The organism is Altererythrobacter lutimaris, assembly GCF_013371495.1.
GTDB classification, from domain to species: Bacteria; Pseudomonadota; Alphaproteobacteria; order Sphingomonadales; family Sphingomonadaceae; genus Erythrobacter; species Erythrobacter lutimaris_A.
This window is the reverse complement of the sequence record NZ_JABWTA010000001.1, coordinates 2,107,018-2,118,071: the sequence shown is the minus strand read 5'-3', so window position 1 is coordinate 2,118,071 and position 11,054 is coordinate 2,107,018. Positions and strand designations below refer to the sequence as shown.

Below are 11,054 nucleotides of genomic sequence, written 5' to 3'. Positions count from 1 at the left end.
GTCTGTTGGTCAACGCTGTCATGGCCCCCCTTGCCAGTGCGTATCAGCAGACCCGGTCTAAGGGGAAGGCGAGAAGGCTCTCCGCGCTACGGCGTGGGAACAGCATCGCCTAGCTGCGCAAGGTAATCGCGCGCGTTATCGGCTTCCGCACTTATCGGAGCGAGGCTGATCACGGAATTCCAGCTTTCGCGCGCTGCATCATCGCGTCCGCCAAGTGCTGCGATCAGGCCGGCCTCTAAGGCGACACGAGCATCGACCGGAGCAAGCTCGCTTGCGCGTTCAATCATGCTTTGCGCTTCATCCAGCCGTTCGAGCCTGCGCATAAGAGTGGCAGACAAAAGCCACGCATCGCCTGAGTTCGGGTCAAGCCTGCGCGCATTGCCGAGCGCTGCAACGGCTGGCTCGGTCTCGCCTTGTGCGACGAAAATTCGCGCTTGATCGATCGCGGCGATGGAGGCCATCGGACCGAAGCCCGCGCCTTCAGCATCGCGCTGTGCGCGCGCCAATATCGTAAGCGCATTGGCATAGTCGGTCGCGGCGATAGCAGCATTGCCAGCCATCACGCCAAAGCGGGCCTTCAGGCGTTGCTCGCTGCCATCGCTTCCATCGCGCGCGGCGATGAAGGCGCTCATCGCATCGCTCCACAGCTCAAGACTGGTCGAGGCCATGCCAAGGCAGTAATTGGCGACGACCTGATCGCGGCCTTCGCTTTCTGTGCGGCGTAATTGCGCTTGGACATGCGCACGTGATGGCGCGGTTTCGACGAGGTCCAGGCAGTTCTTCAGCCAGCTATTGTCAGCGCTCGTAGCGAGCCCTGCAGGATCATTTGCTGGCGCCTCACGCGGTGGGCGGTCTTGGATCTCCGCTGAGTAATCGACCAGCCCGCCTTGGGCAGGATTGGGGCCGACTTGCATCAGCATAAGCGGCAGCATCACAGAAAAAGCGGCAGGCACATTCAATCTTTCAAGAGAGCGGTTTCAATCTCAGCGCATAGCTGCGCGCAGGTTTTGATCAGCTGCGCAATGTCTGCATCGCGCGACAATCGGTGATCGCCGTCTTTGATGAAGAGCGTCTGCACATTGTCTGAACGCAAAGCAGCGGCGAGCCTCAAGCTGATTTCCCATGGGACATCTGCATCGCCTTGGCCGTGCAGAAGGCGAACGGGCGCGTCGATCTCGATTGTGCGGTCCAGTAGCCGGTTTGCTTGTCCATCGGCCCAGAAGCTCGCATGCATCGGGGTCGGCTCTGGTCCGTAAGGATTTGGGTCATAGACTGTCTCACCAGCGGCGAGCTTGGCCTTGTCCGCTTCGCTGCGACCCCATTCAGTAAAGTCCGGCGCGGATGCGATCCCGACCAAGCCTGCGAGCCTCGCCCCAAGTTTCTCGCCCACCATCAGGTTAAGCCAGCCACCCATCGATGACCCGATCAGAAGAGCTTTGTGTTTGCCGCCATAATGGTGGATCAGCTCCAGCACTTCATCCCGCCACCCACTGAGTGTGCCATCGGCAAAGTCGCCGTCGCTCTCGCCGCAGCCGGAATAATCGAGCAGCAATGCAGCCCGTCCTTGAGCCCGAGCCCAGTCGAACAGAGCGGTCGCTTTGCCGCCTGCCATGTCTGACATGTAGCCCGGCAAGAAGACCAGCATCGGCCCTTGACCGGCAGTCTGGCGGAAGGCGATCCTGACGCCATTTTCCGCTGTGTGGAGTTGTGTGTCACTCATCCGGAGCTTCTTGCCCTTGCATGGCTGGCCAAAGCAAGCCTAGCGTGCAGCGCCAGTCATCATCTGGACATGTGCCTGCGTTAGAGCGGGGGCATACAACACAAAGGTTCGCCATGATCGCATCCACGCCGCCTCCAACGCCTGAGCAGACTTCGCTGACGCAGTCTGCGATTAGCCGCCGTAATCTGTTTCGCTTAAGCGCTGCAAGCGCGATGTTGGCTACTTCGCCTCTCGCCGCACGCGGCTTTGGCAGCGGTTTCACGCATAGCGTTGCGAGTGGCGAGCCGAGCCAGTCGAGTGTCTTGCTCTGGACCCGCTATGTTGGTGAAGAAGACACCAAGCTCACATGGGAAGTGAGTGCTTCGCAGGACTTCTCGCGACCTGTTGCGCAAGGCGAGGCACTCGCGAGCTCAAGCCGCGACTTCTGCGCCAAAGCCACCGCGAGCGGTTTGGAGCCGGATCGCTGGTACTTTTATCGCTTTGTCGCGCCGGACGGTTCGATCTCGGACGTCGGGCGCACGCGGACTTTGCCAGAGGCCGGCGTCAGCGCGTTCCGCATGGCTGTGTTCAGCTGTTCCAATCTCGGCTTCGGATACTTCAACGCCTATGCTCATGCGGCTGACGCGAACGATGTCGACCTCGCGCTGCATCTGGGCGACTATATCTACGAATATCAGCGCGGCGCGTATCCGTCGCTTCGCCAAGCGCATCCCGAGCGCGGGCTTTGGCCTGTCCATGAAACCGTGACGCTTGCGGACTATCGGCTTCGCTATGCCACTTATCGCGCGGACCCGGATTTGCGGCGGCTGCATCAAATGGTCCCGATGATCAGCGTGTGGGATGACCATGAAAGCACCAATGACAGCTGGATGGACGGCGCGCAGAACCACCAGCCAGAGACAGAAGGCGATTGGCAGGTGCGCAAGGAAATCACCAAACGCGTCTACCGCGAATGGATGCCGGTCTCCGATGAACCCTATGCGCGTTATGATGTCGGCGATCTTGCAACGCTGTTTCGGCTCGATACACGGCTGGAAGGGCGCGAAGAGCAGTTTGACTTACGCGGGCTGATCGAAGCGGCCGAGAATCCGCAAGCCGCGATGCAGGCGCTCGCTGCGTTCCGCGAAGGACAATGGACTGAGGCTGACCGGCAATTGCTCGGCAAACCGCAAGAGACGTGGTTGGCTGAAGGGCTTGCAGCATCGAAAGGCGAGGGCAAAATCTGGCAAGTGCTGGTGCAGCAAGTGCTGATGGGCAAGCTCTACACGCCGCCATCGATTGTTGATGGATTGACTGATGATGCACCAAGCTTCGTCCGGCGGCGAACACTTGCTGCAGCCATGTCGAGCGAAGCGGGCCTGCCTGCTAATATGGATGCGTGGGATGGCTATCCCGCCGCGCGCGACCGCGTGTTCGAAGCGGCGCTCAGTGCGGATGCAAACCTCATCGTGCTGACAGGCGACACGCATAATGCGTGGGGCTTCGAGCTTGCGCATGGCGCAGAAAAAGTCGGCGTCGAGATCGGTGTGACGTCGGTTAGCTCGCCCGGACTGGAGAACAATTTGCGCGCAATTGCGCCAGCCGATTTCGCCCGTGCCGCGCTTGAGCGCAATGAAGAGCTGGTCTGGGCTGATACTGCGCAGCGCGGCTATGCGATGGTCGAGCTGTCGCGCGACAAGGCTGTGACGGAGCATCGCTTTACCGAGAGCGTGCGTTCGCGCTCTGCCAAACTGGTGGCGACCCGGCGGCTGGAAACCAGCGCCGGATCGCACACTTTTTCGCTTTAGGCCGAAGCGCTCATTCGCTGGCGAGCGCAGCTTCGAGCGCTGAGGCAAACGCTTCGGGCTGATCGAACATGATGAAGTGGAAACTGTCTTCGACGATTGCCACTTGGGCGCCTTCCAGACCGTCATAGGCCCCCGCGTAAAGCGCTTCCACGCGTTCGCGCGGAGCGAAAGCGTTTGATGCCGCGATGACAGTTGTCGGAGCCATGACATTCGCCAGCTCTGGCCGCAGATCGGTTGTCATCAGCGTATGCAGAGCATTGGCAAATGTTGTCCGATCGCTCGCGAGGGACCAGCCGACCACTGTCTCATGGAAGTCTGCGTTTTGAACAAGCGAGCGAACGCCTGTTTGCTGGCTTTGTGCGAATTGCTCGTCTGTTTGGCCGAGTATCTGCGTGCGCATGCCATCAGCCTGCGGAACAACCGCCGCGACACTCGCTTGCGGCGAAAAGATGAGCGGGAAGAATGGCAGCGAATCCACGATGACCAGCCGGTCGATCCGGGAGGGCTCTTCTGCCGCCAGCTTGAGGCCGAGAAAGCCGCCCATGGAATGGCCGGCATAGCGCGCTGTCTCAATGCCCTTGCAGTTCATGTAGGCGATGATTTCAGCGCTCGCATTGTCGAGGATTGTCTCAGGGTCGCCTTGTGCCGCGCGTCCGGCAAAGCCTGCAACATGGACAAGGTGCACAGTGTAATTCTCACTGAGACTATCCTTCACGCCGTCCCACACTTCGGGAGCGGAGCCCAGACCCGGGGTGAGGATCAGGTCGGGTCCGCTCCCGATGCTCTCATATGGGGCGCAGGCTTGGGGATTGTCCTGCGCGAGAGCGGGGCTGCTGATGAGCAAGGCAAGGCTGGCCATCAAAGAGGGTAGAGTTTTCATGCTGCTTCGCTGTCCTTGGAGAAGATCTCTTCGATCGCGAGGCCGAAGACTTCTGCGATGTTGAAGGCGAGAGGGAGAGAAGGATCGTAACGTCCCTTCTCGATGGCGTTGACGCTCTGGCGCGAGACCCCCAGCCTGTCGGCAAGGTCTTGCTGGCTCCAGTCGCGTTCAGCCCGGAGGACTTTCAAGCGATTGTTCATTCCTCACCTGCCTCGCGCCGGAGCGCCATGGCATTCCAGACCGCGCCAATGCCGAGCCCGACAAACCAGACGAATGCTGTTCCGAACCCGTTTGTGCCATCTGGCACGACATCGTAGTTCTGGAGGAATTCCCACACTGTCATGACCGCCAGGCAGAAGCCGGTGGCGATGAGCGTTTGACGCACCAGCATCATCCGCATGAACTCGTCGGTTTCTTCTGTAAGCAAGCGGAAGATGGCCCAGAACACACCGAGGATCGGTAATGCTGGCAGGATCGCTGCGATCCATGACAGCGCGCCTTCTGGAGGAGCGAGGCGGAACCAGTAACCGACTGAGAAGATCAGCACGATGTAGATGAGCATGAAGATAGTGAGCCGCTTCATGTAGCGCTTCATTGCGGGCGACGCCTTGGTCATCGAATCTCTCCATAAGTGCCGTATTTGATCTTGTTGAAAATCGCACCGACTCCCAGGCCGAAGCACCAGATCGTGGGCCACCAGAAAGCCGCAACCGGATCAACGATGCGGTAAGTCTCCAGAAAGCCCCAGATTGCCGCGAGCGTGAAGGAGATGCCGGTGGCGATCAGGCCCTGGCGTACGTAGAGCATGCGGTAGAATTCATCCTGCTCCTCAACGATCAAGCCGCCAAAGACCCACACCACGCCTGCGAAGGATAGCCCGGGTAGGAAAGCGAGGAAGGCTGCGAGTGGTCCTGTCAAACCGCGACCGTCGATAAAGTGTTCTGCCACAGCCAAAGTGATAAGGTAGAATGCCATGGTCAGCGCCATGCGCAGCAGATAGCGGTGTGCGGCGCGGGCATTGTCCTTCGTCAGTGAAAGGCCTTTGACAAAGGCGAACACCAATAGGCCGACCGGGATGATCGCAAGGATGTAACTTGTCGTGGGCGCGAGCGCGTCTGACTTCCACAAGATCATCAGGCCGAGCGCGCTGAGGACCGATGAAGCGGCAGCGCCCAGACACAGTCTGGTCGCGGGCGATGCTTTGTTATCGCTCATTGCATGCCTCCAAGCCTGCAGCCTTTGCCGCAACTGAGGGATGCCCAGGCTGCGCTGGACAGGCCCGCAACAACTCCAAACGATGCGCCGTCGTTGAGGCCCATGCCAACGCAGATGAGCGATGCCGAGATAATGATTGAGGCCCAGATGATGGCCTTGCTTCGAGTGGTCATAAGGAAAGCTCCCTTTCAAATATGTAAAGGGTGTTTGTCATTGATTCGCCTTGATGTCAAGTAACCTTTCCAAAATGGAGCGAGAGCTTTCCTAAAAGCTGCTTGGAGCGAGATTGCCGGTTACGTTTGTGTTTCCCGAACGAAAGGGTCGCGAGCGGGCTGCTGCACTTGAGTAATGACATCGCAACAGGTCGTTATTATATGCTCCGGCATGGCACGCGAGCTGACCATCACGACCTCGACAACTACCACCTCGGATACCCGGGGGCGGTGGCTGTTGGTCTGATCCAGCACACTGCCGCGCCCCGGACTTTGGGTTTCGGGTGGCGCGGTGTCCTCCTGAAATCGGAAAATAAGCCTTACACCGCTCTTCAAGCGCACGTGGCTTTGTGCCATGGCGCCCACAAACGAGATTGCCAGAGATACCCATGACCGAACTTCTGAAGATCAGCCTGCCCGATGGCACTGTGCGCGAGATGGAACCAGGCTCCACGCCCGCTGACGTTGCAGCAGCGATCGGCCCTGGCCTTGCCAAGGCTGCCTTGGCGGCGCGCGTGGATGGCGAGGTGCGCGATCTCAACCGCCCGTTTGAAGGCGATGCCGAGCTTGCACTCATCACGTCGAAGGATGAAGAAGACGCGCTCGAGCTGGCTCGCCACGACTTCGCGCATGTGCTCGCCGAAGCGGTGCAAGCGCTCTATCCCGGCACTCAGATCACTTTCGGCCCAGCGACTGATGACGGGTTTTACTATGACGTGATGGCGCCTGCTTCACGCGAACCGTTCGGCATGGATGATCTGCCTGCGATCGAAGAAAAGATGCGCGAGATCATCAAGGCGGACAAGCCGCTGCGCCGCGAGGTATGGTCACGCCAGCAGCTGATCGAGAAGTGGGAAAGCGAAGGCGAAGCGTTCAAGGCCGAGTGGGCCAAGGAGCTTCCTGAGAACGAAGAACTGACGGTCTATTGGTCGGGCGACGATTGGCTCGACATGTGCCGCGGGCCGCATCTGGCCTCGACCGGCAAGCTTGACCCGCAAGCCTTCAAGCTGATGCGCGTTGCCGGTGCCTATTGGCGCGGCGATCAGCGCAACGCCCAGCTTACTCGCATTTACGGGACCGGCTGGCTCAACAAGAAGCAATTGAACGCGCATCTTCACCGGCTGGAGGAAGCCGCGAAGCGTGACCACCGCAAGCTGGGGCGCGAGATGGACCTGTTCCACTTGCAGGAAGAAGCGCATGGCTCTGTCTTCTGGCATCCCAAGGGTTACCGGATCTGGCGCGAGCTTGAGGCGTATATGCGCCGCAAGATGGACGGCTCTGGCTATCGCGAGATCAAGACGCCGCAGCTGATGGATGTGCGCCAATGGACTGCTTCAGGCCACTGGGGTAAATATGCCGAGAACATGTTCGCCGTGCCTGACATCGTGCCTGAAGTGGACGAAGAAGGCGAAGCGGCGGCAGCGCCTAATGTCGCAAAAGATGCGGATTGGATGGCGATCAAGCCGATGAATTGTCCGGCGCATGTGCTCGTCTTCAAGCAAGGCATTACCAGCTATAAAGAGCTGCCGATCCGGCTTGGCGAAATGGGCTGCTGCCACCGCAATGAACCGCACGGCGCGCTCCATGGCCTGATGCGTGTGCGTCAGTTCACGCAAGATGATGCGCATATCTTCTGCACCGAAGAGCAGGTGGTCGAAGAGGTCCGCGCTTTCTGTAAGCTCGCAGCCGAAGTCTATTCCGACTTTGGTTTCAAGTTTGCGATCAAGCTGGCGCTGCGTCCGGAAAAGCGGCTCGGCAGCGATGCCGATTGGGACAAGGCCGAGCAGGAATTGCGCGATGCCGTCTTAGAGGCGGGCATGATGAACGAGGAGTTTGGCTGGGAAGAACTTCCCGGCGAAGGCGCGTTCTATGCGCCTAAGCTCGAATGGCATTTGACTGATGCGATTGGACGGACCTGGCAGGTCGGCACGATCCAGGGCGACCGTGTTTTGCCTGAGCGGCTCGATGCAACCTATATTGGCGAGGATGGCGGACGACACCGTCCGGTCATGTTGCATCGCGCGATCTTCGGTTCTTACGAGCGCTTCATTGGTATTCTGATCGAGCATTTCGCCGGACGTCTGCCAGTCTGGCTCGCGCCGGTGCAATCGGTGGTCGCGACGATCGTATCGGACGCTGACCCTTACGGACAGGAAGTGGCGGCAAAGCTGGAAGCCGCTGGCATTCGGGTTGAAACCGACTTCCGCAATGAGAAGATAAATTACAAGGTGCGCGAACATTCTCTGGCGAAAGTTCCGCATCTGCTGGTTGTCGGCATGCGCGAAGCGGAGGAAGGCACTGTTGCGATCCGCACGCTTGGCGAGAAGGAGCAGCGCGTGATGTCACTCGACGAGGCCATTGCGATGCTGACTGCTGAAGCAACGCCGCCAGATTTGCGCGGCTAGGTTTTGGGCATTCTCGAGGGCTTCCTCACTGGCTTTACCGGATTGCAGATCGCTGTCGCGGTCATTGCGACGCTTGGCGCGGCATTCATTCGCGGGCTAACAGGATTTGGCTTCGGCATTTTGTTGGTGCCGATCCTTGCTCTTGCATTAACCCCTGTCGAAGCTGTGCTCGCGATCAACATCATGGCGGGATTGCTGGCGTTAACAGAGATCCGCATGATCCTGCGTGAAGCGGAAAAGAGCGCGGCGCTGATCAGCGCATTGGTGGTGCTCGGAACGCCGCCTGGCCTGATGGTGCTTGCAGCGATCTCTGAGCCGCTCGCGAGACTTCTGATAGCCCTGATCGCGCTGTCAGCATTCTTTGCAATCCTGTTGCCGAAGCGCAGCGCGACACAGCCGGGCCTTGCGACAACGTCTGCCGTGGGCTTGTCCGCAGGCGTGCTCACAGGCTTTGCCGCCATGCCCGGTCCGCCGGTCGTGCCCTATTATGTCGGGCGCGATATTGCGCGCACGACTGCCAAAGCGTCAATGATCGGAATATTTGGCGTATCGGCCTTTGCAGGTGTTGGCTCGGGCATGGCCCTCGGCGTTCTGGAAGCGAAAGTGATCGTTCTGGGTCTCGCGCTGTTTCCGCTGGTGCTGCTGGGCAACTGGATTGGCAGCCTGGCCTTCGGCAAGGTCAGTGACCGTGTGTGGCGAATAGCGGTGGGTGTTGTGCTGGCTAGCGCTGCCGCCGCCGCCTTGGCGCGGCTGTTGTGACTATTTAAGCCAGCTGGCTGCGAGCACTTTGCCGCCGCCCGGTTCGCGCAGGACTAGAGCATAGCGGTCTGCGCTTGCATCCTTGAGCGCGCTAGATGCGAGCGCGATATGTTTCGCGCCGCCGGTCCACTCCGCAATCACACGCTCGCTGCGCAAGACATTGACGTACGTGATTTCGCGGCCGGAATTCTCGCCGCGTCCGATAGCGACTTGCGCACGACTTGCGATACCAAGCAGGGCAAGCTCAGCCGTTTCCTCGGTCCGGCCACCCAATCCGATTGAGTACCCGCCATCTTCATTCTCTCGAATGCGGATAGCGGCGGTGTCGCCTTTACGCGCGGCGTTGATGCTCTGGCGGATGGCGCGCTCCTGCGAGCCAACCACGCCAATCGCGCCGTCAATCACCAACTGCGGCGTGTAGACGCCATTGCGACCCGAGAGCCCTGCGCGTGCATACTGGCGTTGCAGCGCGGTATTCTCTTCGCGCGCGAGAGTGTCTTTCCAGCCCAGCCGGTCCCAATAGGTGACTGGCCGCGACACAACAACCAGACCAGTCTCCTGATCGAGGCGTGCGGCCAGTCGGTCAGCAGGGGGGCAGGAGGAGCACCCCTGGCTGGTGAAAAGCTCCAAGAGAACGGGTTCGTCGCCCGCAAGGGGTATGGGCGCTGCGCTTTCATCACGGGGGGAGAAGGCGAAAGCTGCAGCGCCCAGGGAGGCGATGCCACACATGAGGGTGATCAAGAGTTGGCGCATGGCATCCTTTCTTACAAGCAGCGTCACAGCTGCTCGCATGAAGGAATTCGCACGCACGAACGGTTTGGTTACAGCGAAAAATCAGCGTTCGAAAAAAATGTCCGGGCGAGCGATTCTGGAGCCAGTGCTCCGCGCTCGCACCACAATCAAAAAGGAAGCGCGCGGCCTGCCAGTATCAATGCCATCGCGCAGCTGCACACCAGCGTGGTGCGCAGGATTTCCGCTTTGGCATTGGCGACCTTTTGTGTGAGCTCAGCCGCGCGCGTTTTTGAAATGGGGTTGGACATTGATACGCATAGTGCGCGCCAAATCCTAACGGGCCGTTAAGAGCTGTCCTGGCTCAAATCCGGCATTTGCTGGCTCGCACAGTGAAAGCCTCCTCCGCCTGCTAGAACAGCATCGCCCGGCAAGCCCACGGTCGCGCGGTCCGGGAATAGCTCTGCGATGGCTGCAACACCGTCCGCATCATGCACAGACCTGAAAGTCGGCACCACCACCAGATGCGTGGTGATCGCGAAATTGACATAGCTTGCCGGCTCAATTGTGCCCTCGCGCTCGATCCGGCCCGGCGAGGGAATGTCATGCACTGTGAGGCCCGCATCCAAGAGCCGCGCCTTGGCATTACCATAAATCGCAGCGTTGGGATCATCAGGTCCAGTCGCGCGCGGCAGCACGACTTCGCCGGGCGCTACAAACCGCGCCAGATTGTCGACATGGCCGTCTGTGTGGTCATTGATGAGCCCGTCACCAAGCCACACCACGCGGGTAGCGCCGAGATCGCGAGTGAGCCGCGCTTCGATCTCTGCGCGTGACAGGTCCGGATTGCGATTGGGATTGAGCAGGCATTGCTCGGTCGTCAGGATTGTTCCCGTGCCATCGCCATCGACCGCGCCGCCTTCCAGCACCCAGTCGCTTTCCACCACTGGCAAGCCTGCATCACGTGCGAGCTCTGCGCCGATTGTCTGGTCGCCATCCATCAGATACTTCCCGCCCCAGCCGTTGAAGCGGCACCGCAAGGCCGAGCCGTCTTGGCGCACCAGCGGGCCGGTATCGCGCAGCCAGACATCGCCGTAGACGCGCTGCTCGAGCGTGACTTTTGCCGATACTAGTTCGCGCGCCCTCGCCGCATTGACGTCATCGCGCACAAGCAACCGCACCTCCTGCCCGCTTTGTGCGACAGCATTAGCGCAGCCAGCGATCTGTTCCTGCGCGGCCTCAAGATAGCCCGGCCATTCCTCCGCCAGATGCGGGAAGCCGATCCACAGCCAGCGTTGCGGCGCCCATTCCGGAGGCATCACAGCAGGGTTCATTGTCTGGCGTCTC

The 11,054-nt window shown here is 60.0% G+C and carries 13 protein-coding genes; 3 read left to right on the top strand and 10 right to left on the bottom strand.

All coding sequences use genetic code 11. The annotated features are described in order from the left end of the window. Positions 1–86: 86 nt before the first annotated feature. Together HUO12_RS10215 and HUO12_RS10210 are read right to left on the bottom strand one after the other, a co-directional pair. Entirely contained in the window at positions 87–932 is an 846-nt protein-coding gene (locus tag HUO12_RS10215) for a tetratricopeptide repeat protein (RefSeq protein WP_176273502.1), read from the bottom strand. A 23-nt stretch (positions 933–955) separates the two neighbouring features. Further along, positions 956–1,720: an alpha/beta fold hydrolase gene (locus HUO12_RS10210; protein ID WP_176273500.1), complete on the bottom strand. Its 765-nt coding sequence runs from the start codon at positions 1,718–1,720 to the stop codon at positions 956–958. 113 nt (positions 1,721–1,833) lie between these two features. Between HUO12_RS10210 and HUO12_RS10205 the strand changes: the two genes are divergently transcribed. Continuing rightward, positions 1,834–3,507, top strand: coding sequence for an alkaline phosphatase D family protein (locus HUO12_RS10205; protein ID WP_176273499.1), 1,674 nt, complete (start codon positions 1,834–1,836; stop codon positions 3,505–3,507). A gap of 10 nt (positions 3,508–3,517) precedes the next feature. On the opposite strand, the gene HUO12_RS10200 is transcribed toward HUO12_RS10205, so the two are convergent. The 5 genes from HUO12_RS10200 to HUO12_RS10180 are packed head-to-tail and all read right to left on the bottom strand — an operon-like array spanning position 3,518 to position 5,775. Beyond that, positions 3,518–4,387: an alpha/beta fold hydrolase gene (locus HUO12_RS10200; protein WP_176273497.1), complete on the bottom strand. Its 870-nt coding sequence runs from the start codon at positions 4,385–4,387 to the stop codon at positions 3,518–3,520. Beyond that, entirely contained in the window at positions 4,384–4,587 is a 204-nt protein-coding gene (locus tag HUO12_RS10195; RefSeq protein ID WP_176273495.1) for a helix-turn-helix transcriptional regulator, read from the bottom strand. Before HUO12_RS10195 ends, HUO12_RS10200 begins: the two co-directional genes overlap by 4 nt. After that, complete coding sequence (locus HUO12_RS10190) at positions 4,584–5,003, bottom strand: hypothetical protein (RefSeq protein WP_176273493.1); 420 nt, start codon at positions 5,001–5,003, stop codon at positions 4,584–4,586. The genes HUO12_RS10195 and HUO12_RS10190 overlap by 4 nt, the downstream gene beginning before the upstream one ends. Beyond that, complete coding sequence (locus tag HUO12_RS10185; protein WP_176273491.1) at positions 5,000–5,602, bottom strand: hypothetical protein; 603 nt, start codon at positions 5,600–5,602, stop codon at positions 5,000–5,002. Before HUO12_RS10185 ends, HUO12_RS10190 begins: the two co-directional genes overlap by 4 nt. After that, complete coding sequence (locus tag HUO12_RS10180; RefSeq protein ID WP_176273489.1) at positions 5,599–5,775, bottom strand: hypothetical protein; 177 nt, start codon at positions 5,773–5,775, stop codon at positions 5,599–5,601. Before HUO12_RS10180 ends, HUO12_RS10185 begins: the two co-directional genes overlap by 4 nt. 428 nt (positions 5,776–6,203) lie before the next feature. On the opposite strand from HUO12_RS10180, the gene thrS reads away from it, so the two are divergent. Both thrS and HUO12_RS10170 read left to right on the top strand, forming a co-directional pair. Further along, complete coding sequence (thrS, locus tag HUO12_RS10175; RefSeq protein ID WP_176273487.1) at positions 6,204–8,219, top strand: threonine--tRNA ligase; 2,016 nt, start codon at positions 6,204–6,206, stop codon at positions 8,217–8,219. A 3-nt stretch (positions 8,220–8,222) separates the two neighbouring features. Next, positions 8,223–8,978: a sulfite exporter TauE/SafE family protein gene (locus HUO12_RS10170; protein WP_176273486.1), complete on the top strand. Its 756-nt coding sequence runs from the start codon at positions 8,223–8,225 to the stop codon at positions 8,976–8,978. On the opposite strand, the gene HUO12_RS10165 is transcribed toward HUO12_RS10170, so the two are convergent. The 3 genes from HUO12_RS10165 to HUO12_RS10155 all read right to left on the bottom strand — a co-directional run bounded on the left by HUO12_RS10165 (position 8,979) and on the right by HUO12_RS10155 (position 11,041). Beyond that, positions 8,979–9,731, bottom strand: a complete 753-nt coding sequence (locus tag HUO12_RS10165) for a DUF1223 domain-containing protein (protein ID WP_176273484.1) — start codon at positions 9,729–9,731, stop codon at positions 8,979–8,981. 146 nt (positions 9,732–9,877) lie between these two features. Beyond that, positions 9,878–10,018 (bottom strand): hypothetical protein, encoded by a 141-nt coding sequence (locus HUO12_RS10160; protein WP_176273482.1) that lies wholly within the window; start codon positions 10,016–10,018, stop codon positions 9,878–9,880. 36 nt (positions 10,019–10,054) lie between these two features. Beyond that, positions 10,055–11,041: an agmatine deiminase family protein gene (locus HUO12_RS10155; RefSeq protein ID WP_232367368.1), complete on the bottom strand. Its 987-nt coding sequence runs from the start codon at positions 11,039–11,041 to the stop codon at positions 10,055–10,057. Positions 11,042–11,054 lie beyond the last annotated feature (13 nt).

Bases quoted from the DNA above. Each gene is read 5' to 3' on its own strand.
- HUO12_RS10215 (WP_176273502.1), bottom strand. From the start codon at position 932: ATGCTGCCGCTTATGCTGATGCAAGTCGGCCCCAATCCTGCCCAAGGC.
- HUO12_RS10210 (WP_176273500.1), bottom strand. From the start codon at position 1,720: ATGAGTGACACACAACTCCACACAGCGGAAAATGGCGTCAGGATCGCC.
- HUO12_RS10205 (WP_176273499.1), top strand. From the start codon at position 1,834: ATGATCGCATCCACGCCGCCTCCAACGCCTGAGCAGACTTCGCTGACG.
- HUO12_RS10200 (WP_176273497.1), bottom strand. From the start codon at position 4,387: ATGAAAACTCTACCCTCTTTGATGGCCAGCCTTGCCTTGCTCATCAGC.
- HUO12_RS10195 (WP_176273495.1), bottom strand. From the start codon at position 4,587: ATGAACAATCGCTTGAAAGTCCTCCGGGCTGAACGCGACTGGAGCCAG.
- HUO12_RS10190 (WP_176273493.1), bottom strand. From the start codon at position 5,003: ATGACCAAGGCGTCGCCCGCAATGAAGCGCTACATGAAGCGGCTCACT.
- HUO12_RS10185 (WP_176273491.1), bottom strand. From the start codon at position 5,602: ATGAGCGATAACAAAGCATCGCCCGCGACCAGACTGTGTCTGGGCGCT.
- HUO12_RS10180 (WP_176273489.1), bottom strand. From the start codon at position 5,775: ATGACCACTCGAAGCAAGGCCATCATCTGGGCCTCAATCATTATCTCG.
- thrS (WP_176273487.1), top strand. From the start codon at position 6,204: ATGACCGAACTTCTGAAGATCAGCCTGCCCGATGGCACTGTGCGCGAG.
- HUO12_RS10165 (WP_176273484.1), bottom strand. From the start codon at position 9,731: ATGCGCCAACTCTTGATCACCCTCATGTGTGGCATCGCCTCCCTGGGC.
- HUO12_RS10160 (WP_176273482.1), bottom strand. From the start codon at position 10,018: ATGTCCAACCCCATTTCAAAAACGCGCGCGGCTGAGCTCACACAAAAG.
- HUO12_RS10155 (WP_232367368.1), bottom strand. From the start codon at position 11,041: ATGAACCCTGCTGTGATGCCTCCGGAATGGGCGCCGCAACGCTGGCTG.